Raw genomic sequence first — 24,155 nt, 5'->3', positions numbered from 1 at the left:
TTCCTCGTCTCCGGTACCCCACCATCCAAACGGTCCCAGCTCGCCGGGGCCACGGGCCCCTAGCGCTGCCGGTCCCTTCTTTCGGTGCTCTGCGCTGATCATGCCGGGTTCTGGATCACTTTCAGTGCTGGGGCCACGGAGGGTCACCGAAACCGCGATCATGAACGGTCGTGGGTGATGTTCTCCTCCAGAACCTGTGGTTCCACCAGGTCCAAGGTGTCGTGATCGAAAACGTTGTGCCTGACGGCGAGTTGGTGGCCGTGCGGGCCCGGGCGGTTGCGGAGCGGGTCGTATGTCCAGCGTGCGGGACGCTGTCGTCTCGGGTGCACAGCCGGTACGTACGGCGGCTCGCCGACAGCTCGGTCAGAGGGCGTCCGGTGCTGATCGAGTTACAGGTGCGGCGGTTCCGCTGCGGCCAACGTTTGTGCAGACAGGCGACGTTCGCCGAGCAGGTCGACGGACTGACCGTCCGGCACGGCCGACGCAGCGCCGGGCTGCAGACAGTGCTGGAGCGTGTGGCGGTGATGCTGGCCGGCCGTGCCGGTGCCCGCCTCTCCCAGACTCTGGCCGCCGGGGTGAGCAGGTCGACACTGCTGCGGTTGATCCGTCGCCTGCCGGAGCCCGAGACCTCGACACCGCGGGTGCTCGGGGTGGACGACTTCGCGCTGCGCAAGGGCCACAAGTACGGCACGATCCTGATCGACATCGAAACCCGTCAGCCCATCGACCTGCTGCCGGACCGGACGACGTCGACGGTCGCCAAGTGGCTCGCCGACCATCCCGGCATCGAGGTGATCTGTCGGGACCGCTCCACCGCCTATGCCGAGGCCGGACGGCTCGGCGCCCCGAACGCCATCCACGTCGCGGACCGATGGCACATCTGGTCGAACCTTACTGAGGCCGTCGAGAAGACAGTCGTTCAACACCGCGCTCTGCTACGTGAGCCGCACGACGCCGCCACGGCCCAGGCCGTCGCGGACACGGAGAACACGAACCTCGATCCGCCCTCTCCCAGAGGGCCGCGGACAACCGGCCGACTCTCCGACCGCATCCGGGAACAGCACGCGGCTATCCACGCTCTCCTCGAGCAGGGCATCGGACTGCGCGCGATCGCCCGCCAACAGGGGCTGGCCCGCAATACCGTCCGCCGCTTCGCCAACGCGGCAAGCGCGGACGAACTCCTGGTTGGCCGGTGGACCGGCCGAGCCAGCATTCTCGACCCCTACAAGCCTTACCTGCACCAGCGGTGGGCGGAGGGCTGCACCGTCGCCCGCCGCCTGTTCGAGGAAGTACGCGAACGTGGCTACCCCGGCGGCGAGAACGTGGTGAAGGTCTACGTGGCCAAACTCCGCGAGAACTTTCCGCACGACCCGCCCCACAAGACGCCGTCCGTGCGGAATGTGACCAGCTGGCTCACCCGCCATCCCGACCGCCTCACCGAGGACCAGACCCAGCAGCTCAAAGCGATCCTGGCTCGCTGCCCCGCGCTCGACCGCACCGCCCACCACGTCCGCACGTTTGCCGAGCTCATGAACAACCGTCAGGGCCGGGACCTGAACAAGTGGATCACGAGCGTCCGGGCCGAGGACCTGCCAGCCCTTCATACCTTCGTCACCGGTCTCGGCCAGGATCTCGATGCCGTCGTCGCCGGCCTCAGCCTTCGCTACAGCTCCGGCGCGGTCGAGGGTCAGAACAACAAGATCAAGATGTTGAAGCGGCAGATGTTCGGCCGAGCCAACTTCGACCTGCTCCGCAAACGGGTCCTCCTCACCGCGCGATGCCGTTCATGATCGCGGTTTCGGTGACCCTCCGTGGCCCTAGCACTGAAAGTGATCCAGAACCAGGATTCAGGCGTCGCCGAGACGGATGGAGCCGCCGGACTGACGAAGTCTGCACCTTCTCCTGACCGCGAGCCCCTGAGGCTTGCTTGAGCCGTGTGCGGTGAACAGCTGCTTGCACGGTTCTGAGGGGGCGGGGACGCAGCGATGCGTCCCCGCTACCCGACTGATGCGGGCCGTGATCCCCGCCCGGCGGACCGTATCGCACGAGACCCCGACCCGGTCCGCGATCACCACCCGCGGAGCGACCGCGCCGGCCGAGGTGTCCAACGCGAGCAGCACCCGCGCCCGCCTGATCATCGACGCGCTGCGGACCCCCGTCGTCGTCACGCGCTCCAAAGCCCGACGATCTTCGGCACACAACGCGACCGGATACTTCTTCTGCGAGGACACGGCACCCCTGCCCGGCCGAACGGAAGCGACAAGTGACGCTCGCTCGGCCAACTCCACCAACCAGGAAGACACTTAGTCGCGACAGCCTACTAGTGTCCTGCGCCAGAGATTCGTCGGCAGAGGCGGGCGAGGGAGTCGAGGATCTCTTCGGCTGTCTTGGTCCAGATGAACGGCTTGGGGTCTTGGTTCCAGTCATTGAGGATTTTCAGCAGTAGCTCTCAAGGGTGAGGACGGCTTTGGCTGCGGTGGTGAGCCAGGTGGGGCTGCAGCGGGCTTTGCGGAAGATCCGCCAGGTCTTCAATCGGGCCATGCCGCGCTCGACCGGGTAGCGCAGGCGGGCATGAGCCCTGTTCAGCGATAGCTGCCGGCGGTTGAGTTCTTTGCCGGGAGAACGTCGGATCGGGGTGGTGATGGTGCCGCCGGCACCGAGGTAGCCGAGGTCGGCCAGGACCGGGATACCGAGTCTGCGGCAGGTGTCGATGATCCGGTGGGTGCGGGCGGCGGTGAGGTCGTGGGTGCGACCGGGCAGCGCCTTCGAGATCCATACGATGGTGCCGTCCGGATCGGTGACGACCTGCAGGTTCACACCGTGACGCCGGTGCTTTCCCGAGTAGTCCCCGCGGCCGTCACCGACCCGGTCGCACTCCGCGAGGGTGCCGTCCACCAGCACGTATTCCGCCCGGGCCTTCACTTCACGCAGGGCCCGCGTCAGCCCCGGAGCCCGGCGCGCCAGCAGGCCCACCACGGAGCGGACATAGGCGTGCGCGGTCCCGACGCTGATGCGGAAACCAGCGGCGATCTGGGCCAGCGTGGTGTGCTGGCGCAAGTACACGAGCGCGACAACCGCACGCGCGGACGGACGGAGCTTGCACCGGCGGTCACCCTCACGAAGGACGATCAGCATCGTGACCGTCTCCACGAGGGCATGCGGGAGGTCGAGTGCGGCAGGATACGTAATCAACGGGGCTCCCCGGCAACCGAGATCGCATGTCAGATACCTCTCTCAACTGCCTGGGAGCCTCGTCCGTTGCCCTGCCAGCCATCCCCTTGCATCACTCGATCAGTGGCCACCCTGAAAACGCTCATTGACCCAGGACCGGATGTCGGCTTCGAGGGCCTGAATGTTCTTGTGTGCGCCGCGGCGGATCATCTGGTGGGCGAGGTAGCCGAACCACCGCTCGTCGGGTAGGACCGCTGCATTGCTGCAGCGGTCCCCCCTCAGAACCGGCCGTGCCCGCTTTCCGAGCAACCGGCTCAAGCAAGCCCCTTGGGCTCGCGGGCGAACAGAAGTGCTGGTCACCGGCCGGGGCCAGTGGCCAGCCGACGCTGGCAGTGGGTGTGTATCAGGCGTGAGGCGGCGGGTTTGTCCGGCTTGCCGTTGCCCGCATCGGTAGTGATCGCGTGTTTGCGGATCGCGGTGCGGGTGACCTTGAGCCACTGCTCCCACTGGTCGGGGGTTTGCGGCTCGTGGTCGGCGTGCAGCAGCAGCCCTCCGCAGAGCGGGCATCGGCCGTCTTGCATCTGCAGCAGATGCAAGGTGCCTTTGCCCAGCGGGAGTTTGCCGCGGCGGCGCCGCTTGGCCCAGAAGTCGGCCAGGGCGGGATCGTCGGTTGACGCTCTCCCTGGCACCATCCGGTGCCGGACGATCGGCGTCCAGGCGAACTTGTAGAGGTAGAAACCGCTGGTGCGGTCCCCGAATACCCATGTGTCCTGCCTGAACGGGTTGAACATGCCGAAGTACCGGGCGGTCACCCAGCGCATCGGCTTGTTCGGGTGGGAGAACTTGGCCCACTTGTAGACCAGTCTCCACACGTAGGCGTCCAGCGAGTTGAACGCCCGCTTGGACACCCCGATCCGGTAGTAAGCGACCCAGCCCTTGATGATCGGGTTGAGCTTGGCGATCACCGCGTCGGCGTTGGCCCCTCGCAGGGCCAGCACTTCGGCGGCAAGCCGTTCCCGGATCCGCCGCAGGGCCGCGTTGCTCGGCTTGGTCAGCAACTTTCCGCGATAGCGTCGGATGTTGAACCCCAGGAAGTCGCAGCCCTCATCGAGGTGGACAATGCGCGTCTTGTCCTCATTGAAAGCCAGCCCCCGGGGCGCGAGCCACGCGGCCAGCCGAGCCTTGACCTGCTCGGCCTGTTCCCGAGAATGACACAGGGCGAGAAGGTCGTCGGCGTAGACGACCAGAACCGGAGAATCGCGCGCCAGAATCGTGGCATCACTGCCGAGAGCCTGGTAGCGGACTCCAGCGGCCTTTCCCATTCCGTGCAAGGCGATGTTCAACAACGCGGGACTGATCACCCCGCCCTGGGGAGTTCCCTCCACCGTCGGGGTGAACCAACCTTTCTCGACCACACCGGCCTTCAGCCATCCGGCAACCATTCCCCTCGCGGGAAAGTCCCCCAATGACGCGAGCAGGTGATCGTGGTCGATTCGGTCGAATGCCGCTTTCAAGTCAGCGTCGAGCACCCACAGGCGTTTAGCATTCTTGCCGCTCGCCGTCGTGTGGATGGCAACGATCGCGTCATGGCAGCCGCGACCGGGGCGAAATCCGTAGACCTTCGGTTCCAGCCGTGCCTCCCACTCGGGCTCCAGTGCATTCAGCGTCAGAGCTTGTAGGCATCTGTCTGCGATCACGGGAATTCCGAGTGGGCGCTGTTTCCCATTCGCCTTGGCTATATACACCCGCTTGACGGGCTTGGGCTTCCACGGGGCCGCGTCATGCTGGACCCAGTCGGCCAAATCGGCCTTTCCCTGGGGCAGCAGGACGACTTTCCCGTCGATGCCCGCCGTCTTGCGGCCATCGTTGACCTCCGTGACCCGCCGCACACTCGCGAGTGTGTTGGCGCGGGAGCGGAGCATCAACTTCTGCAGGTTCCGGACCTTGGCCAGGTCTCCTGCCTGCGATGCCGTAAAGATGCGTTGCCGCAGACGCCGTACGTCGTCCTCGACCTTCCGCCAGTCGATCGACGGCCAGTCGGTGATCTCGTCCTCCGGTCCGTTCGCCATGCCGGCTGCGGTCGCAGCGGCTTGCGCCGCCCCAGCCACGTGTGTCGTCACGGCGTCCAACTTGCCCTTCGGTTCAGGTGTCTTTGGTCATCGTTTCTTCACGGGCTCACCAGACCCACGTCAGCACCTTTTCAGGTCGAGGCATCGGCCCCTATCCGGCCAGTTATGCGGGAACCGCCGACGGAGGTGTCGGCATATGGTTCCCGGTTTCCTGCTGCCTTTCGGCGACCGGCATTCGCTTGTTGGGTCTTCCTGCATCCGCTGGAGAGTTGGGCCTTCCTCGCGGTTGGCTTACCAGGCCAGAACTGCATTGCCTGGACTCCATCGGGGTTGTCACGTTCCGCATGAGAGAGATGCTGCCGGGGAGGGCGCCCTCTGCACCCCGGGGACGGCGGTGCACTCCCGACCGGTCAAGTATCTCCAGTCGGCGCCTGCCGCTTTCCAACGGCCAGTCCCTATCTCCCGCTGAAACAACCCATCGGCGAGAGTGATCATGACGAGGCATCATCAAGGGTTCATTCGCATTCACCCGTCCGGCATTTCCCAGCCTGTAACCCCCGGATGGAACGAGGATCCTTGGGCATTTCCTCAGGCTTCGCACCCCGCGATTACTCGCAACGCACGCTGAGGCGGGAACGAGCCTTGCACACTGGCTCGGGTCCTACACCTTCGACATCGGCCGAACCTCCTTGGTGATTACCACTCTTCTCAAGCGACTTCGTGTCGCACGACCTGGTTGATCCAGGAAGAGCCGGTCGGGGTGAAGTGCAGCTCGAACCGCGGGTGCTTGGCCAGCCAGGCCTTGATCGCCGGGGTCTTGTGGGTGCCGTAGTTGTCCACGATCAGGTGGATCTGCAGGTGCGCGGGCACCGCCTTGTCGATCCGGATCAGGAACTTCTTGAACTCCACGGCCCGGTGCCGGCGGTGCAGGGCGGTGATGACCTCACCGGTGGCGACGTCGAAGGCAGCGAAGATGGTGGTCAGGCCGTTGCGGACGTAGTCGTGGGTGCGCCGCTCGGGCATGCCCGGCATTATCGGCAGCACCGGCTGGGACCGGTCCAGGGCCTGGATCTGCGACTTCTCGTCCACCGAGAGCACCACCGCACCCTCGGGCGGGTTGAAGTACAACCCCACGACGTCATAGACCTTCTCCACGAACAGCGGGTCCGTCGACAGCTTGAACGTGTCCGCCAGATGCGGCTTGAGCTGGAACTGCCGCCAGATCCGGCCGACGGTCGACTTGGACAGGCCGCTGTGCTGGGCCATCGATGTCCGCGACCAGTGGGTGGCGTTCTTCGGGAGCTGTTCCAGCGTGGTGACCACCACCGCTTCCACCTGGTCGACGCTGATGGTGGGCGGCCGGCCCGGTCGGGGCTCGTCGACCAGTCCGTCCAGTCGCTGGGTGAGGAAGCGTCGCCGCCACTTGCGGACCGTGTCCGCGGTCACCCGCAGATACCGGGCGACCGCGACGATCGGCGGGATTTCCGGCCCCGCGCATGCCAGCACGATCCGTGCCCGCAGGGCCAGGGCCTGGGCCGATGTCGCCCGGCGCGTCCACCGCTCCAACTCTGCCCGCTCGTCATCAGACAGCAGCAACGGCTCGAGTTTCGGGCCCCGACGAGGAACTGACGCACCAGCAGTAGAAGTCACACCACTACTAACGAGCAACTACTGGCGCAGGACACTAGTAGGGCTTGGTCAGGTCGGTTGTGGTGGTGCGTGTCCTTTGGGCCCGGTGTGGCGTTGAGTGTGTGTGACTCCGGACGAGATTGCTGTGGTGCGTGGTGAGTTGGAGGCGTTTGCGGCGGAGGTGTTCGAGCCGTTCGCGCGCAAGGATCAGCGCCGGTGGGGGCAGGTTTATCTGCGGGGGCTGCTGACCGACGGACAGCGTAAGTCGGTCGAGCCGATGGCCGCCCGGCTCGGCCAGGACGGCAATCGTCAGGCGCTGGCCAACTTCATCACCACCAGTCCCTGGGACCCGGCACGTATCCGGGCCCAGCTCGCCTGGCGGATGGAGGAGGCGATCGGACCCGAGGCCCTGGTCTTCGACGACACCGGGTTTTTGAAGGACGGCCAAGCCTCGGCGTGTGTGTCGCGGCAGTACACCGGAACGGCGGGAAAGGTCACCAACTGCCAGGTCGGCGTCTCGCTCCATTTGGCCTCCGACCACGCCTCGGCGGCGGTCAACTGGCGGCTGTTTGTGCCCCAGAGCTGGGATCCGGCCTCGCCGAAGGCCGATGCGGGCAAGGTCGCCCGCCGTGCCGCCTGCCGGATCCCGGACGATGTGGGGCATGTGGAGAAGTGGCAGCTGGCCCTGGACATGCTCGATGAGACCCGCTCCTGGGGACTCGACGTGCCGCTGGCCGTCGCGGACGCCGGATACGGTGATGCCGCCGCGTTCCGGCACGGAGTGCAGGCCCGCGGCCTGAACTATGTAGTGGGGATCTCCAGCACGCTGTCGGCCCAGAGCGCCGACGCGGTGGCGGTGGCTGAGCCGTACTCCGGCAGCGGACGCCCGCCGGTGGCGAAGTATCCCGACACGGCGCGGTCGGTGAAGGAGCTGGTCATCGCGGCGGGCCGGAAGGCAGCCAGGCCGGTGCAGTGGCGGGAGGGCTCCCGGCCCGGCGCCGGCCCCTCGGGCCGCAAGCGGATGTACTCCCGCTTCGTGGCCCTGCGGATCCGGCCCGCCGGACGCGAGGTCCGCCAGCACACCGACGGCCCGGAACTGCCCGTGTGCTGGCTGCTGGCCGAATGGCCCGCCGACGCGAGCGAGCCGGTGCAGTACTGGCTCTCCGACCTGCCCTCCGGCATGCCTTTGACCACACTGGTCCGCCTCGCCAAACTCCGCTGGCGCATCGAGCATGACTACCGGGAGATGAAACAGGCCCTGGGACTTGCCCACTTCGAGGGCCGCACCTGGAACGGATGGCACCACCACGTCACCCTCGTCTCCGCCGCGCACGCCTTCTGCACCCTGCAACGACTGGCCCGCGCCCCAAAAGACGCGGCGCCGGCCTGAGCCTCTACCAGATCGTCCGCGAGCTACAGACACTCCTCGCCCTCTTGACCGGCGCCTGCCCCACCTGCCACCACGGCATACCCACACCACTACGAACCTGACCAAGCCCTACTAGTGCTGGATTCCGCTTTGGTTGGGTATATGTCTTGGTGGCGGGGTAGTTGATGGTGCTCGGGGGCGGGTGCTGGGCATGGTGTTATGGGCACGGCCGGGCTGTGACGAGGACGAACGGGCAGTTGTCCGTCGGTTGTCGCGGGCGCGGAAGGCGCCGCGGGATGTGGTGATGCGGGCCCGGATGATCGACCTGAGCTGGTCGGGGCTGCGGGTGCCGGCGATCGCGGTGGAGCTGGGCTGCAGCGAGAAAACGGTCCGCTGCTGGCTGCACCGCTTCAACCGCTCCGGGCTGGAGGGGCTGGATGATCTGGGCGGGCAGGGCCGCAAGCGGCGGATCACCGAGGCCGAGCGATCCCGGATCATCGCTCTGGTCAAACAGGTGCCGCCGGGCCGGCTGCGGTGGGAGCCGGGCGGGGAACTGTGGGCGGCCGACGAAGCCGGGCCGGCCGAGTGGACGCTGGACTCCCTGGCCGCCCAGGCCCGGCAGCTGGGTATCGAGGTCGGCCGCTCCCAGGTGCGCAGGATCCTGGTTGCCGAGGGGGTGCGCTGGCGCCGTACCCGATCCTGGACCCGTTCAAAGGACCCGGACTTCGCGGGAAAAGGACGCGGATCATCGGCCTCTACACCCAGCCACCCGACGGCGCGACGGTGATCTGCGCTGACGAACTGGGGCCGGTGATCCCCCGCACTTTTCCGCCCGCACCGGGCTGGTCACCCGACGGGCACCGGATCAAGTCCGAGCTCGACTCCGGCCGCGGGCCAGAAAAGACCTGGGTCTACGGGGCTTTACGCATCCGGGACGGCCAGCAGATCACCATGGCCGCATCCTCCCGCAACAGCGTCTTCTACCAGCAATTCCTTCAACTGGTCGAGGACGCCAATCCGGCCTCGAGGACGCCAATCCGGCCGGTGAGATCTGGATCGTCACCGACAACCTGTCCTCCCACAACAGCCTGTCCACCCGGACCTGGCTGGAGGACCACCCCCGCATCCACCACGCGTTCATCCCGGTCGGCGCCTGCTGGCTGAACCTGCAGGAAGGCTGGTGGCGGATCTTCCGCAAGACCGCCCTGGCCGGACGGTCCTTCGCCAACCCCGACGACATCACCCAGGCCACAGCCGTAGCCACCCGGCAACTCAACGCCCGAGCCCGCCCCTGGATCTGGGGCCGGCCAGCCCCGCCCACCCGCCAACTACGACGCCGATATGCGTACATCCAATGAGGAATGCAGCACTACGCCGCGCTGCGCGAGCTCCTGGCCGACGACGCTGAGACCGGTCAGACCGAGGTACTGCCCGACGTCACCGTCTACAGCGTGGACATCGGGAAATGGCTCGCCAAGCAGCGGAAGCCCGCTGCCTGAGCAACCCTGACGGACGGGCAGCGTAAGCGCCTGAAACAACCCGGCATCACGACGCCACCCCGGAGCCGAAAACGGCGGTGAAGCCGTCCACGGCGACCATGAGCGCCTTCGAGAAGGGCGTTGCCGCCCTCGCGCAGTACAAGGCCCGCACCGGCGCCGTGACCGTCCCCACAGCCCACGCAGAGACATTGCCGGACGGGTCGGAGGTCAAGCTCGGGGTGTTCCTGTCGAACACGAAGTCAAGGCGCGCCAAGCTCACACAGACAAGCTCGCTGCTCTCAGCGCCCTCAGACTCGACTGGGCGGAGACGTAACGCTGCCACGAGAAGGAGCGGCCCCGGCCACATTGCGCCCCGTCACGGGGACCGGGGCCCATCCCGCGCACTCCCTACCGGCACGGGCCGAAGCCGAGCGTAGCCCCGTCCAAGCGAGAGGCGGAAAGCTGACCCAAGTACGCATGCAGGGTCTTTACGGCTGAATCCAATCGCCACACGGCTGACCGTGCCGGTTCCGTCCTGACCAACCGCCAAGAACGCCCCCAGCCGCAGACCAGACCATGACTACAGATGAAGTAGCGATCACTCACCCAAAAGACGGAACCCCATGATCATCTGGGATGGACACAACAGGTTACCCCCGCAGTGTCAGGCGCGGGGTTGTCCCGGCAGGGGCCGGGACAACCCCGCAGCCCCAACAACAACGAACAAGCCAGCTGGCTTCAGACGCAGAAGCAGCACTCGTGTGCTTGGTCATCTGAAGGACTGGAAGATCACCAGACCAGTGGGTAAGGGCGCGACACAAAATGCCGGTTCTACCCCTCCGAACAGCGCCCACCACTGTCGGCGATAACTGGATGGAGCCAGGCCGGCTAACCGTGACTGTCATGCTCTCGTCTTGCAGGCGACCTTCCCTTACCGCTCACCTGAACAGGATTCCTTCGCATGAAGTCACCGAACGAAATCGGGCGCCGCAGGCTGCTGCTCGGCTCGGCTCTCGCCATGGCCGTCACGGGGACGGTGGCTTCCTGTAAGCCGAGCACAACGCCAAGACGCGGCAACCGGGCGGTTCCGGAACCGGTGGCGTACCTACGAACGTCCTGGTCCATCGACCCCTTCGCCCATTGCTCCTACTCCTATCTTGCGCCCAGCAGCCTGGGTGCGCGGGCCCGCACAATGCTTGCTGCGCCGGTGGATGACCGTCTGTACTTCGCCGGTGAAGCGACGTCTTCCGAAGCACCTTCCACAGCCCATGGCGCCCTGGAAAGCGGACGACGCGCAGCCGCACAAGTCATCAGCGCCGCCGAAGAGGGCGAGCACATCGTGATCATCGGGTCCGGATTCGCCGGACTCGGCTGCGCTCGCGCTCTTGTCGACGAGGACTACCAGGTGACGGTTCTCGAAGGGCGAAATCGAGTCGGCGGGCGCATATGGACGCGGCACATCGCTGGAGCGCCTGCGGAGATGGGAGCATCCTGGATCCACGGCTCCTCGGGCAACGTCATGACTAAAATTCTCAGAGAAACCGGCGACCCGAGCTACACCTTCGACTATGAGAATTCCGCTGGCCAACATGAACACGCGATGCGTGAACTCGCCCACTATGAAGAGAAACTCGACGATGTCGATGATCCGAACGAAGTCACCGTCGCCTCCGTGATGCCGCACAGTCCTTCAGCCGCGCTGCGCACCGCGCTAAACATCAACTATCCGTTGGAGTACGCCGCGGAGCCGAGCCAGCTCTCAGTGGAGGCCACTCTCGAGGGCAGGGATCTGAGGGGCCCCGATCTTCTACTCCCGCGGGGCTACGACCGGATGCTCGCGCACGTCCGCGGCGATATCCCGGTGCGCATACGGCAGGTCGTCGCCAGCATTCAGTACGGCCCGCACGGGGTGAGCGTGACCCTGCGGGACGGCAACACCGTACAGGCCGACCGCGCGGTGATCACCGTCCCGATCGGCGTACTCAAGGCCGCAACCATCGCCTTCGAGCCGGCCCTGCCCGATGCCAAACAGAAGGCCATCAAAGCACTGGGAGCCGGTCTGCTCGACAAACTGTGGCTCGAATTCCCCAAGCCCTTCTGGGACAAAGACGTCGACGTCATCGAATGGTTCGACCCCAAGCACCCCAACCTATGGTCCTGGTGGGTCAACGGATACAAGGCCTTCGGCAAGCCTGTACTCCTCGGCCTCAACGGCGGCGATCAGGCTCACCAACTCGCCCGTGCATCCGACGACGAGGTCATCGACAGCGCAATGAGAGCCCTGCACCACATGCACTCCTGACGCGTAAATAGCAGCAGGTCAGGGTGGGGGTAGGCAGGGCTGGGTGCCCGGTGGCTGTGGCGCTCGCCGGGTGTCTGGGTGCGGGTCGGTCAGGCCGCGCCTTCCAGCGGGTTGAGGGTGACGGTGTAGCCGAGCTGATTGAGCGCACTGATCGCGCGGCGGGTGGCGCGTTCGGGGTCGCGCTGGGCGAAGTAGGTGCCGCCGAGCTCGTGGTAGGTGACGTTGTCGGTGAGCATGTGCCAGATCGCGGTGATGATCGAGTGCTCGACGGCGACCAAGGCTCGCATCGGGCCGCGGCGGGCGGTGAGCCGCTTGTAACGGGCCTGCAGGTAGGTGTCCTTGGTTCTCACCGCGCCGAGTGCGGCGAGTCCGAGGGCGCCTTTGAGATAGGGATGCCGGGTCGGACTTTGGTGCTCTTGGTTCGGCCGGCGGACTCGTGGTGGCCTGGGCAGACGCCGGCCCAGGACGCGAGGTGCCTGGCGGAGGCGAACCGGCTCATGTCCCCGCCGGTCTCCGCGATGATCACCTCGGCGACGGCCCGGTTGATCCCGGGGATGGTGTCGAGGAGGTCGAGCGAGGGACGAAAGGGAGCCATCGCCCCCTCGATCCGCTCGTCCAGCTGCCGGATCGCGTCGGTGAGCTGGTCGTAGTGGTCCAGGTGCAGCCGGGCCAGGAAGGCATGGTGGCTGCGGAAGCGTCCGGTCAGCGCCTCGGTCAGCTCGGGGATCTTGTTGCGGAGCTTGCGTTTGGCCAGCTCCGCGAGGACCTGCGGGCCGCGTTCCCCGCCGATGAGGGCTTCGAGCATGGCCCGGCCAGAGACCCCCATGATGTCGGAGGCGACCGCGGACAGCTTGATCCCGGTGTCCTCCAGCAGCTTCTCCAGCCGCTGCACGATCTGGCCGCGCTCGCGGGTCATCTGGGTGCGAGCCCGGGTCAGGTCTCGCAGCTCGCGCACCGGCTGGGGCGGCACGAACGAGGCCCGCACCAGGCCATGCGCACCGAGCTGGGCCAGCCAGGCCGCATCCGAGACGTCCGTCTTGCGGCCGGGCAGGTTCTTGACCTGCCGCGCGTTGACCAGGATCACGTTCAACTCCCCGGCCAGAAGGTAGTAGAAGAGCTTCCAGTAGTCCGACGTCGCCTCGATCACGACCAGGGTGACCTCGGCGGCGAGCAGGTGATCGCGCAGGGCGAGCACCGCGTTCGTCGTCGAACCCCACGTCGTGGTCTCGGTCGCGAAGGCCCCCCGCCGCTTGGTACTCGGGGTGCGGACACACGCCTTGGCATCCTTCTTGCTGATGTCCACACCGGCGCAGCGCTCGTGCAGCACATCCACGTCCCTGTCCCTCCCTCAACGGCCGAGTGGTACGCCGTTCCGGGGGGACCAAGGTGAATCAGGAATTCTGACGCACGTGCTCGCAGCAACACTCCACGGTTCCCGTGGACGGCCCCCAGCACCACGCTGACCTGCGAGCTCACCGGCATCACAGAGCATTCGGTTTCGGCCGGAACGAACCCCACCAGCGTCCCGCAGCGGTATCAGCCCGCGTCAGAGGCAGACGGAAGCACCCCAGCGCGCGCCACAGGATTTACCACGCCCCCGGCGCGCACCGACGGTGCGCTGGACCGCTGACTTGTTGAATCGACCCCAGACGCGCGATCTGCAGCCGTAGCGTCCAGGGTGCCGACCGGCACGGGCTCGCGTGACCTCATGCCGCCCCAACTCGGGCTGGCTCATGATGAGTTTGCCGCCGCCGGCCGGCACCCGCGCGGTGTGGCTCGACAGAGGCGTGACCAATGGACGCTGAGACTTCAAGTCAGAGTGCCCACCGCACCCCTCCCATCCCGTTCGACCTGGGCAAGGTGCACGTGATCACCATCGGTATCGATCCCCACAAGTCGTCCCACACCGCCGTCGCGTCGACGCCGCAGGACACCAGCTCGCCCAGCGCCGCTTCGTCGTCAACGCAGGGACCGGCCGGCAGCTGATGGGCTGGTGCGAGCGGTGGCCCGAGCACCGCTTCGCCGTAGAGGGTGCCAAAGGACTCGGCCGCAGCCTCGCCCAGCAGCTGGCCTCCACCGGCGAGCATGTGGTGGACGTGCCCTCCACCCTTTCCGCCCGGGCCCGGCTCCTGGCCACCGGCGGGGACCGCAAGACCGATGCAGCCGACGCCCTGCACGTCTCTCAGGTCGCCCTCTTCCGGCACGACCTGCGCAAGGTGGAGCCGGAGGACCAGTCGACGATCCTGCGGCTGCTGACCGAGCGGCACGATGACCTGGTCGACGAACGCACCCGCATCATCAACCGCCTCCATGCCGTGCTGACCTGGTCGACGAACGCACCCGCATCATCAACCGCCTCCATGCCGTGCTGCGAGACCTGCTGCCCGGCGGTGCCCCCATCCGTCTGTCCGCGGAGAAGGCCGCCGCCCTCATGAAGGGCATCCGTCCAGCCACGGCCACCGACTGCTGCCGCCGTGACCTCGCCTGGGATCTCCTCGCCGACCTGCGGCGCGTCGACCGGCAGGTCCGCGATAACGAAGGCCAGATGCGTGACGCCCTGGCCGCCGCCCGCACCGCGCTGACCGCTCTGCCCGGCGTGGGCACCGTGCTCGCCGCCAAGCTCCTCGGACACGTCGGCGACGCACGCGCTTTCCCACCGAGCACCACTTCGCCAGCTACACCGGTACGGCACCGCTGGACGCGTCCAGCGGCAAGAACACCCGCCACCGCCTCAACACCGGAGGCAACCGCGCGTTGAACTCCGTACTGCACATCATCGCGGTCTGCCAGATCCGCGACGGCGGCCGAGGTCAGGACTACTACTACCTGCGGAAGATCGCCGAAGGCAAGACGCCTGCAGAGGCCCGCAGGGCCCTCAAACGGCGCCTGTCGAACGTCGTCTACCGCACCCTTAAACGTGACCGCCATACGACTCTCGCTGCGGCCGCTTGACACACAGAGGCACTCATCAGTCCCACCTGACCCTCTGTCACCACACTCCGCATCTCGGGGACGACAGGACGTCCACGGCCGACACGCCGACTTCCGGAACCTGCCGGGACATCCTCTGTTGAGTCAGACCGTGGCCGGACACCGGGCCGGCGGCACACCCCGAGCGGGCCAGCCCCGAGAGGCGGCAGGAACCTCACGAGCCATCCAACCCAGCGTCCTAACGGAACGCTACGAGCGGCCAACCCGACCGCGCTCCGCTACGGCCAATACAAGTCGGAACCTCAAGGCGAAGCGACTCCGGGGTGAGGGTCGGCTGCGGGGGAACCTCGCCGCGACAACTGGTCTACCTGCGACGGGATGCCTGGGCGGCGGCCAGCAGATTCCGGATCTCGATGATGTGCCTACCGGTGCGCATCGCGATCCGGGCTGCCGACTCCCCACCCTGGTATGCGGCCACGATCGCCGCGGTCAGGTTCCGGCGAGCCGTGTGGACGGCTTCCTGCGCATCGTGCAGTGCCTGGGCTGCCGTCTCCAGCGTGTGCTCCTCGCTCGTCATACGGTCATCGTGCCAGCCAGGGTGCAGGGCCGGTACGGTGGGCGTATTGCGGTGAGCGGACGGCAAAGAGGGTGGCGGTATGGCGGGCGAGACGCTGGTGACGGTGGTGGGCAACCTGACCGCCGACGTGGAACTGCGCTACACCAACTCCGGTATCCCGGTGGCCGGGTTCACCGTGGCATCCACCCCCCGCGTCTTCGACCGTGACCGCAATGAGTTCGTCGACGGGCAAACCCTTTTCCTGCGCTGCTCGCTGTGGCGACAGGCCGGCGAAAATGCCGCGCAGTCGCTGGCCAAGGGGATGCGTGTCATCGTTCAGGGCCGCCTCAAACAACGCACTTACGATGGCAAGGAAGGCCAGCGCCGCACCGTCCTTGAGATCGACGTCGAGGAAGTCGCCGCATCCCTGGCGCATGCGACCGCGACCATCACCAAGACCTACCGCCCAGGAATGCCCGCCCAGGGCCAGCCCGCCCCAACGGCCAGACCCGACTCCGCTCCAGCACAGTCGCCGTCGAGCCCGGCTCCCGCGGAACCGCACCCGTTCTGACCAACAGCTGACCAGTCCCAGAACGCCTGACACGGATCGTCCAATAGGGCCAGAGCATCGTCCAGAGACCTGGGCCCTTGCCCCAAGGCCGGGTAGCTACTGGCTTCGGCGCTTCGGGGTCTGGATCTGTGTCGGGACCAGTGACGCGGTCCGTCCGAGCGGGGGTTAGCCAGGTCAAGCCCCAAGGACGGCTTGCGTAGAGGGCAGAAGGCCGCTTCAGCGGGGCCGCAGGGGGGTAGAACCGGGAGGTGATGGGTGCTCGGCCCGTACCCCCACAGTACGGGCCGAGCAGCATGAAGCGAGCTGATGCCTGCTGTGATACTCCCCAGTTCCACAGGGCAGACAACTCGCCTCCTGTCGAACTGCTCATGCCTGGGACGAGCAGTTCGAACTTTGAGGGTTGTGCTCACCGGAGGGCGCTGCGGGAGATGAGCGGACCCAAGACACGGAAAAAACAGGACGAGAGGCTGGGCAAGTAGCGGCGGCGAGCGGTATCAGGTCACGTTGGAAAGCCGGCTCCGGGATCATGTGGGCGGCGGGTGGCGTGGCTGCGCCCGGGTTTCAGAAGGCGGAAGACGGTGTTCGCGCTGATGGCTGCGTCCTTCTCGCAGGCGTTGGCGAAGGTGAGCTCCAGGGATCGTCACGGGCCGGTAGGTCTTTACGCAGGGCCGGTCGTCCGCAAGGGAGAGAAGAGTGCCGACGTCGCCGGCCGTAGCTCTTTGCATGCCACAGCAGGCAAGGGGTGGGTTCCTGTAGGGCGCGGCGCGCGCACAGCTGAGAGTCACCGCCCGCTCGACAACGGCGTGGGCCCCCTCACCACGGGAGGTAGTCAAGACGAGCGCCGAGGGCGCATACAGGCCGAAAGACTCAGCGTGAGCGGACGGAACGACCACCGCAAGCCCGGCCGCAGCGAGCGCCGTCGCAGCGAGGCCCGTGAATTTACGCATGAAGGGTTTGCTCCTCCTTTAAGAGTGCCGAGGTCGAAGTGGAGTGAGTCTGTCGTACCCGAGGCACCACCATCACCCGGACCGCCTCCTTCCAGACGCACGATGGACGCGGGCAGCCAGTGGGAGAACAGGAGAGGATATGTGCAGGTCGTGGGGGACTTGAAAAAGTCACGAAGGAATGTATTCAGCTACCTCGAACATGACTTGCTCTAGTCTTTGCTTGAGTAAGCCCTTCCTTTTAGTGCCAGGTTGGCCAGAAGTGGGCAAGCTGAGAGACACCTGGCACGTGTTGCCGGTCACACCCGAACCGTACGGCCGAGACCTCACAGCACCCCAATATCGCCGACGTACTTCGCGTTCACCGTGGATGCGGTGAAATCGCGGCCGATCAGGTCCGGGGCCTTCACCGCGGCCGGGTCCGCGACGGTGGTGCGGTGCCGGCGCCGCAGACGCACTCCGGCGAGCCCGACGGCCCGCACGACGCGGGCGACGCGGGCGACGCGCTTGTGGTTCACGGCCTGGCCGCCGTCGGAGTTCGGCAGTAACCCTGGGGACACCGTAAGGGCTCGTAGCGAAACAAGTTATGAATCAGTCGCGCGGCGCGTACGTTTCCTGCTATGCCGATCGATATGGAGTCCCTGGCCCGGCGCTACGAGGCGATCCGGGATCACCTGACCGAGCGGCAGCGACGGTTGTGGCTCGGCAACGAGGCTCGTGAGCTGGGTGGCGGCGGTGCACGGATCGTCTGTGAGGCGACCGGGGTGTCCCAGGACACGATCCGACGGGGCCGCGGGGAACTGGACGATCCGCAGCCGCTGGCGGTCGGGCGGTCCCGGGGGCCGGGAGGCGGCCGCAGACGGGCCGAGGTCCTGGACCCGCAACTGGCCGTGGACCTGGATGCCCTGGTCGAGCCGGAGACTCGTGGTGATCCGATGAACCCGCTGCGCTGGACCACGAAATCGCTGTCGCACCTGGTTGCCGAGCTGGTCAATCGGGGACACCGGTGCACCGAGAACGTCGTGGCCCGACTGCTGCACGAGGCCGGCTACTCCTTGCAGGGCAACGCCAAAACCGTCGAGGGCAAGCAGCACCCCGACCGCGACGCCCAGTTCCGCTACCTCAACGATCAGGTCAGGGCGGCCCTCGCTGCCGGACAGCCCGTCGTGTCCGTGGACTGCAAGAAAAAGGAACTGATCGGGAACTTCAAGAACGTCGGCAAGGAATGGCGACCGCCTGGGGACCCGGTGAAGGTCAACGTCCACGACTTCCCCGGACCGGCCGGCAAAGCCATCCCCTACGGCGTCTACGACATCGGCGCCAACGCCGGCTGGGTCAGCGTCGGCATGGATCACGACACCGCCGCGTTCGCCGTGAACACCCTGCGGACCTGGTGGAACAACGTCGGCCGGGCCGCATATCCGCAGGCCACGACACTGACGATCACCGCGGACAGCGGCGGATCCAACGGCAGCCGACTACGGGCCTGGAAGACCGGGCTGGCTGCCCTCGCCGCCGAGACCGGCCTGTCGATCACCGTGCTGCACCTGCCGCCGGGTACTTCGAAGTGGAATCGCATAGAGCACCGGCTGTTCTCCGCAATCACCATGAACTGGCGCGGGACACCACTGACCAGCCACGAGGCCGCCGTTTCCCTGATCGGTGCGACGACGACCGAGACCGGCCTGACCGTGTCCGCGGCCCTGGACACCGGTGTCTACCCCACAGGCATCAAGATCAGCGACAAGGCCATGAAGGCCCTCCCGCTGACCCGTCACGAAACCCACGGCCAGTGGAACTACACCATCAGCCCACCCGCCGACACTCCCGAACCCGCAGACGTTAAATCACACTGAGCCCTAAGTCCCGTCCGAGTCCCGGGGGACGTGGCGCATCCGGGCCGCGAGCCGGGCGGTCCGCCGCCTGGCGGGCGGACCGCCCGGGGGCGGTGCCGCGCCAGGAAGAGAAGCTGGACTGGGTGATGCCGAGGATGGTGCACAGCCGCTGCCGTGCAAGCAGAATGCAGAACTGCGGCAGGAGCGGGGCCCGACCGGACCGTACGACGCCAGGCCAATGCGGCCCGTCACCCCCAGCCGGGCGGGTACGGGCTGGGGTTGATGCAGGGTCACTTGTCGTTCGTTCAGAACAGCGCCAGGCCTTCACCCCTGGTGTCGGCGATGACCGGCCGGGACTGGGCGGGCAGGTCGTCCAGGCGGTCGGGTCCGGCCGCGGCGGCCACGGCCGGGGCGGCCTGTGCCAGCCAGATGCGGAACTGCTCGGCGGCTTCGCGGTAGGGGACTCGCGCCAGGACCCGGTGCTCGCCGGAAGGACAGAAGTCGACGGCAACCGTGAGCAGGCAGGATCCGGGTGCGTTGTGGTCGCCTGTCCAGGACACGCGCAGCACCCCGCAGGGTTTGCGCCTGCTGGAGCCGCGGGGTGCGCGGTGGGTGGGGCGCAGCGGTCGGCAGGCTATGTGGGCGGTCCAGGCGGCGAGGTGGGCCAGTGGCAGGGTGGTGCGGGCGCGGCAGCCGCAGCAGCGGTGCCAGTGAGGCAGCCAGTCGGCGACGTCGGTGTCGAAGAGGCGTGTGTAGTGGCCAGCCACGCGGATGTCGTTGCTGTACAGGTGGTCGGGCCGTTCCTGCGTGTTACAGGAGTGACAGACCGGGGCGCGGACATAGCCGTGTTCATGGCAGTGATCCAGGACCGCGGCGGGTGCCGTGCGGCAGACAGCACAGGCCCACCCAGCCACCTTGCCGGAGATACCAGGCTTCCTGCTGAGTACCGAGTACAACCGGCCCTTCAGCTCCCCGTTGTACAGACGCAGTGCGGTGGCCGGGCCGTTCGTGGTCGTCGTCTCTGGGCCGTCGGCGGTTTGAGCCTGCCGGTGGGAGGAGGGCGGTTCAGTCACGGCCTCACCTGGCTGCCGTACGGCTTGCAGCCACTGCCTTTCGGCATGCCCGGCGGCGTCCAGCAGCCTGACCACAGAGCGCGGCAGCCACCATGACCCCGCAGTCCGCCCGTCGGGCTGCTCTACGAGTATCCGGCGCCAGTCGACCCCCGCCGGGTGGTACGACTGGCCGCCTTCACCTCGTGCCGCCCCCTCAGGGCCAGGCTCCTGCAGTTCCCCGGCCACACGCTGACGCCACCGCAGCAGCATCCCCTCCATACGCTCCTGCCGCGGCAGGCCACGGAACGGACCGATACGGACCAGGTCCCGGCGGTCCACCTCCACCGCGCACAGTGCCGCAGCCGCCCGGCGCACCTCCATCTCCACAACACTCCACTGCTCGGCACCTGCCTTCACCGCCGCCACCACACGACCACCGAGCAGGACATACCCCAGCCGGGCATCAGCAGGAGAGCAGGTGAACGGTGCAGAAGCCGTCGGGACAGCACTATCGGCCGTTAAGCTGGCCCACAAGGCGTCCGCAGCGCTCAGGGAGATCAGGCCGCCGCCACTGCCCGGGATGACACGCTCTGACATATCAGCAGGCTAACGGCGAGCAGCGGCACGTGAAGCTGGTGATCAACATCGGCATCGTGCTGTGCGGTCAGCGTACCGGCCACGGGGAGCGGCGGGTGAGGGTCGTCCACTCCTCGTCCGCCCGGCCGGGCACGGCCCGCCCGGCGCCGGCCCACCGGGCGGCGAGTTCAGTGAAGATCGGCTCCAGCTCGGGGCGGGAAACCGCACTGCCACTGTGCTGGGCGCCGGGAAGGGACGGAAGCCGCATCGTCTTGGTCACACCGGATTCAACGTCTTCCGCACCATCCCAGTCACCCACGGCCGGGGCGGGCCTCGTGGAGGCCCGCGCGGACAACAGCGGCCGCAGCCACCGCGCGCGTTTCCGATCCCGAGTGGTGGGGTCTACGCGATGTTCGTAGCGAACAGGCGTTGCATCGCCGTGGATACTCCGGTCACCTCCAGCGCGATACCCACCTTCTGGCACATGCGGTGGGCCCGGAGGGCGGCGCTGAGCGTGGCGGGTGCCGGCTCCCCAGCGGGAACGCTGAGGATCACGCAGCGGGGCCGGCAGGCACGGACGAAGGCCTCGATCTCCTGGACGGCCGCGGCCCGCGTGGCGATGTCGAGATTGCAGTGCAGGGTCACCCGCAGCACGTCGCCGTCCAGGCTGTGACTGAGCAGCATGATGGCCTCCACTCCGGCGGTGAACTCACCCCCGTATTCCCGCTCCGGCCCGGCCCGGGGTTGTCTGACCTGGCAAGGATGACAGCCAGGGCGCGTCACCGCAGCTCACGGCGCGCCCTGCGACCAGCAACCGGCCAGGGGAAACAACGGCATACCAAACCACCGATTTTTGGTTTTGGGTATGGACTGCTCAGGGAGCCTGCGCTCGACGGGAGTGTGCTGGAAGTACCAGAAGAAGCATTCCGGCCCCCTTCCGGACAGGCAGTGATCTTGATGACGACCACCACGATCTCCCGCAGCCGGCAGCCCCGCGCCGCACGCCGCCGCGGCCGGTGCGCGCGTGTTCAGCCTGCCACTGGAACACGGACCGCTCGCACCGGCCACCGCCCGCCGTGCCGCCCGCCCCATCCTGGCCTCCTGGGGACTGGACGAAGACCAGCTCTACGACGCCCTGCTGGTCATCTCCGAACTGGTCACCAACGCCGTCACCCACGCCCTGCCCCCCGTCGCCCTGCACCTGCACACCACCACCAACGGCCCAGGCCGCGTCCAAGTCCACGTCAGCGACGGCGGCCCCCACACCGCCTCCCCCACCACCAGCTGGGCCACCACCCGCCCCACAGACGAACACGGCCGCGGCACCACCATCATCACCACCCTCGCCCACCACACCGGCACCACCCCCAACACCAACAACGACAACGACACCAACACCGACACCGACGGTCTCATCGACCACTGGGCCGACCTCGGCGCCGCCTGACCCCACCAGGCATCCTGGAAGAACCCCGCCCCACACGCGGGAGCACCAGGAAGCCAGCCAGCCCTGGCCCACCCGAACATCTCCGGAGGCGGCCATGCGAGCGGACCAACTGCTCCAGACCCACACCCTGTGGCACGGAGACACCGTCCTGCTCCGCCTGACCGGAGAACTCGCGGCGTCATCGTCTCGTATGAGACGGTGCGCCGGTGGTGCCTGAAGTTCAGCCAGGCCTCCTACGCCAACGGCCTGCACCGCCGGCGCCCCCGGCCCGGCGAAAAGTGGCACCTGGACGAGGTCTTCATCAGGATAAACGGAGACAGAAGTAGCTGTGGTGGGCCGTCGACCAGGACGGCGATGTGCTCGACATCCTGGTCCAGAACCGGCGCGACAAGGCCGCGGCCAGGCGTTTCTTCCGCAGACTCGTCAAGGAGACAGGCACGGTACCGCGGGTGGTCGTCACCCACAAGCTCCGCTCCTACGGAGCCGCCCACTGCGAGGTAATGCCGTCGATGGAGCACCGCTCCCACAAAGGGTTGAACAACCGGGCCGAGAACTCGCACCAGCCCACTAGCTAGTGCTGGATTCCGCTTTGGTTGGGTATATGTCTTGGTGGCGGGGTAGTTGATGGTGCTCGGGGGCGGGTGCTGGGCATGGTGTTATGGGCACGGCCGGGCTGTGACGAGGACGAACGGGCAGTTGTCCGTCGGTTGTCGCGGGCGCGGAAGGCGCCGCGGGATGTGGTGATGCGGGCCCGGATGATCGACCTGAGCTGGTCGGGGCTGCGGGTGCCGGCGATCGCGGTGGAGCTGGGCTGCAGCGAGAAAACGGTCCGCTGCTGGCTGCACCGCTTCAACCGCTCCGGGCTGGAGGGGCTGGATGATCTGGGCGGGCAGGGCCGCAAGCGGCGGATCACCGAGGCCGAGCGATCCCGGATCATCGCTCTGGTCAAACAGGTGCCGCCGGGCCGGCTGCGGTGGGAGCCGGGCGGGGAACTGTGGGCGGCCGACGAAGCCGGGCCGGCCGAGTGGACGCTGGACTCCCTGGCCGCCCAGGCCCGGCAGCTGGGTATCGAGGTCGGCCGCTCCCAGGTGCGCAGGATCCTGGTTGCCGAGGGGGTGCGCTGGCGCCGTACCCGATCCTGGACCCGTTCAAAGGACCCGGACTTCGCGGGAAAAGGACGCGGATCATCGGCCTCTACACCCAGCCACCCGACGGCGCGACGGTGATCTGCGCTGACGAACTGGGGCCGGTGATCCCCCGCACTTTTCCGCCCGCACCGGGCTGGTCACCCGACGGGCACCGGATCAAGTCCGAGCTCGACTCCGGCCGCGGGCCAGAAAAGACCTGGGTCTACGGGGCTTTACGCATCCGGGACGGCCAGCAGATCACCATGGCCGCATCCTCCCGCAACAGCGTCTTCTACCAGCAATTCCTTCAACTGGTCGAGGACGCCAATCCGGCCTCGAGGACGCCAATCCGGCCGGTGAGATCTGGATCGTCACCGACAACCTGTCCTCCCACAACAGCCTGTCCACCCGGACCTGGCTGGAGGACCACCCCCGCATCCACCACGCGTTCATCCCGGTCGGCGCCTGCTGGCTGAACCTGCAGGAAGGCTGGTGGCGGATCTTCCGCAAGACCGCCCTGGCCGGACGGTCCTTCGCCAACCCCGACGACATCACCCAGGCCACAGCCGTAGCCACCCGGCAACTCAACGCCCGAGCCCGCCCCTGGATCTGGGGCCGGCCAGCCCCGCCCACCCGCCAACTACGACGCCGATATGCGTACATCCAAAGAGGAATGCAGCACTAGGTAACGCGAAGGCGCGATGAAGGGCTTCTAGGTCGGCGAAGCCCAACGGTTCGTGGCCGCGTTCAGCGGCATATCACCCCACTTCCGGCCCGGCCGCCACCGCCTCGAGATGACCATTCGATTCACGATCTGGGACCAGATCACCGGCGCCGCCGGCCTGCCCGCCGCGGCCTGACCGAGAACTGACAGCCGACTCGACCACGCCCTGACGCACCGCCAGACGCCACACCCACGACAACGTGACGACGCCGGCGCTTGAACATCCATAGGGGCATCAACGCCCCGTGGAGAATTCCTACAACTGCGGTGACCTAGATTCGATAAGCGGCTCTGGCGCATAGCGATCAATTGAGCATTATGTACTCGCGCCAAGATCGGCTCCAGCCGTCAGCATTCGAACAGGCCTTTCCCTC

At 67.1% G+C, this 24,155-nt stretch carries 20 protein-coding genes and 7 pseudogenes; 17 read left to right on the top strand and 10 right to left on the bottom strand.

The window, feature by feature from the left end:
* The first annotated feature begins 170 nt into the window (after positions 1-170).
* Entirely contained in the window at positions 171-1,790 is a 1,620-nt protein-coding gene (locus OG985_RS47820; RefSeq protein ID WP_371666483.1) for an ISL3 family transposase, read from the top strand.
* Positions 1,791-2,007: 217 nt separating this feature from the next.
* On the top strand, positions 2,008-2,307 hold the full coding sequence (locus tag OG985_RS47815) for a hypothetical protein (protein WP_371666484.1): 300 nt from the start codon (positions 2,008-2,010) through the stop codon (positions 2,305-2,307).
* Between the two features lie 129 nt (positions 2,308-2,436).
* Here OG985_RS47815 and OG985_RS47810 read toward each other — a convergent pair whose 3' ends face one another.
* From OG985_RS47810 to OG985_RS47800, 3 genes and pseudogenes are all read right to left on the bottom strand, one after another.
* Positions 2,437-3,192 carry a transposase family protein gene (locus OG985_RS47810; RefSeq protein WP_371666485.1) on the bottom strand — a complete coding sequence of 252 codons (756 nt, stop codon included), beginning with the start codon at positions 3,190-3,192 and terminating at the stop codon, positions 2,437-2,439.
* A gap of 335 nt (positions 3,193-3,527) precedes the next feature.
* Entirely contained in the window at positions 3,528-5,240 is a 1,713-nt protein-coding gene (ltrA, locus tag OG985_RS47805) for a group II intron reverse transcriptase/maturase (RefSeq protein ID WP_371674221.1), read from the bottom strand.
* A 723-nt stretch (positions 5,241-5,963) separates the two neighbouring features.
* Positions 5,964-6,890, bottom strand: a pseudogene (locus tag OG985_RS47800) (IS630 family transposase); the annotation flags it as partial.
* A gap of 103 nt (positions 6,891-6,993) precedes the next feature.
* Here OG985_RS47800 and OG985_RS47795 point away from each other — a divergent pair.
* From OG985_RS47795 to OG985_RS47775, 5 genes are all read left to right on the top strand, one after another.
* Entirely contained in the window at positions 6,994-8,259 is a 1,266-nt protein-coding gene (locus OG985_RS47795) for an IS701 family transposase (protein WP_371666487.1), read from the top strand.
* Positions 8,260-8,542: 283 nt separating this feature from the next.
* Positions 8,543-9,025, top strand: a complete 483-nt coding sequence (locus OG985_RS47790; protein ID WP_371666488.1) for a transposase — start codon at positions 8,543-8,545, stop codon at positions 9,023-9,025.
* A gap of 55 nt (positions 9,026-9,080) precedes the next feature.
* The gene (locus tag OG985_RS47785; RefSeq protein ID WP_371674705.1) at positions 9,081-9,596 is read left to right on the top strand and encodes a transposase; all 516 of its coding nucleotides are present in this window, start codon (positions 9,081-9,083) and stop codon (positions 9,594-9,596) included.
* A 3-nt stretch (positions 9,597-9,599) separates the two neighbouring features.
* Entirely contained in the window at positions 9,600-9,737 is a 138-nt protein-coding gene (locus OG985_RS47780; protein WP_371666489.1) for a hypothetical protein, read from the top strand.
* Between the two features lie 940 nt (positions 9,738-10,677).
* Positions 10,678-12,018 carry an FAD-dependent oxidoreductase gene (locus tag OG985_RS47775; RefSeq protein ID WP_371666490.1) on the top strand — a complete coding sequence of 447 codons (1,341 nt, stop codon included), beginning with the start codon at positions 10,678-10,680 and terminating at the stop codon, positions 12,016-12,018.
* An 89-nt stretch (positions 12,019-12,107) separates the two neighbouring features.
* Here OG985_RS47775 and OG985_RS47770 read toward each other — a convergent pair.
* Positions 12,108-13,351 (bottom strand): annotated as a pseudogene (locus OG985_RS47770) (IS110 family transposase).
* Between the two features lie 643 nt (positions 13,352-13,994).
* On the opposite strand from OG985_RS47770, the pseudogene OG985_RS47765 reads away from it, so the two are divergent.
* From OG985_RS47765 to OG985_RS47755, 3 genes and pseudogenes are all read left to right on the top strand, one after another.
* A pseudogene (locus tag OG985_RS47765) lies at positions 13,995-14,453 on the top strand (transposase); the annotation flags it as partial.
* On the top strand, positions 14,384-14,776 hold the full coding sequence (locus tag OG985_RS47760; protein WP_371666491.1) for a hypothetical protein: 393 nt from the start codon (positions 14,384-14,386) through the stop codon (positions 14,774-14,776). The pseudogene OG985_RS47765 and the gene OG985_RS47760, both read left to right, overlap by 70 nt.
* Complete coding sequence (locus OG985_RS47755) at positions 14,713-14,970, top strand: transposase (protein ID WP_371674209.1); 258 nt, start codon at positions 14,713-14,715, stop codon at positions 14,968-14,970. Before OG985_RS47760 ends, OG985_RS47755 begins: the two co-directional genes overlap by 64 nt.
* 343 nt (positions 14,971-15,313) lie before the next feature.
* Here OG985_RS47755 and OG985_RS47750 read toward each other — a convergent pair whose 3' ends face one another.
* Positions 15,314-15,526, bottom strand: coding sequence for a hypothetical protein (locus tag OG985_RS47750; RefSeq protein WP_371666492.1), 213 nt, complete (start codon positions 15,524-15,526; stop codon positions 15,314-15,316).
* 79 nt (positions 15,527-15,605) lie between these two features.
* Between OG985_RS47750 and OG985_RS47745 the strand changes: the two genes are divergently transcribed.
* The gene (locus OG985_RS47745) at positions 15,606-16,076 is read left to right on the top strand and encodes a single-stranded DNA-binding protein (protein ID WP_371666493.1); all 471 of its coding nucleotides are present in this window, start codon (positions 15,606-15,608) and stop codon (positions 16,074-16,076) included.
* 524 nt (positions 16,077-16,600) lie between these two features.
* Here OG985_RS47745 and OG985_RS47740 read toward each other — a convergent pair.
* Together OG985_RS47740 and OG985_RS47735 are read right to left on the bottom strand one after the other, a co-directional pair.
* Positions 16,601-17,023, bottom strand: coding sequence for an SSI family serine proteinase inhibitor (locus tag OG985_RS47740; RefSeq protein ID WP_371666494.1), 423 nt, complete (start codon positions 17,021-17,023; stop codon positions 16,601-16,603).
* 326 nt (positions 17,024-17,349) lie between these two features.
* Positions 17,350-17,584: pseudogene (locus OG985_RS47735) on the bottom strand (IS3 family transposase); the annotation flags it as partial.
* A gap of 56 nt (positions 17,585-17,640) precedes the next feature.
* Here OG985_RS47735 and OG985_RS47730 point away from each other — a divergent pair.
* Positions 17,641-18,834: pseudogene (locus tag OG985_RS47730) on the top strand (ISAzo13 family transposase); the annotation flags it as partial.
* Between the two features lie 326 nt (positions 18,835-19,160).
* Here the strand turns inward: OG985_RS47730 and OG985_RS47725 are convergent.
* The 3 genes from OG985_RS47725 to OG985_RS47715 all read right to left on the bottom strand — a co-directional run bounded on the left by OG985_RS47725 (position 19,161) and on the right by OG985_RS47715 (position 21,167).
* On the bottom strand, positions 19,161-20,504 hold the full coding sequence (locus OG985_RS47725; protein ID WP_371666495.1) for an endonuclease domain-containing protein: 1,344 nt from the start codon (positions 20,502-20,504) through the stop codon (positions 19,161-19,163).
* Positions 20,505-20,571: 67 nt separating this feature from the next.
* Positions 20,572-20,763 (bottom strand): hypothetical protein, encoded by a 192-nt coding sequence (locus OG985_RS47720; protein WP_371666496.1) that lies wholly within the window; start codon positions 20,761-20,763, stop codon positions 20,572-20,574.
* A 122-nt stretch (positions 20,764-20,885) separates the two neighbouring features.
* Positions 20,886-21,167 (bottom strand): hypothetical protein, encoded by a 282-nt coding sequence (locus tag OG985_RS47715; protein ID WP_371666497.1) that lies wholly within the window; start codon positions 21,165-21,167, stop codon positions 20,886-20,888.
* A gap of 340 nt (positions 21,168-21,507) precedes the next feature.
* Between OG985_RS47715 and OG985_RS47710 the strand changes: the two genes are divergently transcribed.
* The 5 genes and pseudogenes from OG985_RS47710 to OG985_RS47690 form a co-directional block, all read left to right on the top strand.
* Positions 21,508-21,930, top strand: coding sequence for an ATP-binding protein (locus OG985_RS47710; RefSeq protein ID WP_371666498.1), 423 nt, complete (start codon positions 21,508-21,510; stop codon positions 21,928-21,930).
* Positions 21,931-22,101: 171 nt separating this feature from the next.
* Positions 22,102-22,496: pseudogene (locus OG985_RS47705) on the top strand (IS6 family transposase); the annotation flags it as partial.
* Between the two features lie 177 nt (positions 22,497-22,673).
* Positions 22,674-23,156 (top strand): transposase, encoded by a 483-nt coding sequence (locus OG985_RS47700; protein ID WP_371666488.1) that lies wholly within the window; start codon positions 22,674-22,676, stop codon positions 23,154-23,156.
* 55 nt (positions 23,157-23,211) lie between these two features.
* Positions 23,212-23,742 (top strand): transposase, encoded by a 531-nt coding sequence (locus OG985_RS47695; RefSeq protein ID WP_371674704.1) that lies wholly within the window; start codon positions 23,212-23,214, stop codon positions 23,740-23,742.
* A gap of 31 nt (positions 23,743-23,773) precedes the next feature.
* A pseudogene (locus OG985_RS47690) lies at positions 23,774-23,917 on the top strand (IS6 family transposase); the annotation flags it as partial.
* Between the last annotated feature and the right edge of the window lie 238 nt (positions 23,918-24,155).

The sequence above is a fragment of the Streptomyces sp. NBC_00289 genome (assembly GCF_041435115.1).
Taxonomy (GTDB): Bacteria; Actinomycetota; Actinomycetes; order Streptomycetales; family Streptomycetaceae; genus Streptomyces.
Note: the sequence above shows the minus strand (reverse complement) of the source record. Positions and strands in the feature narration are given on the sequence as shown.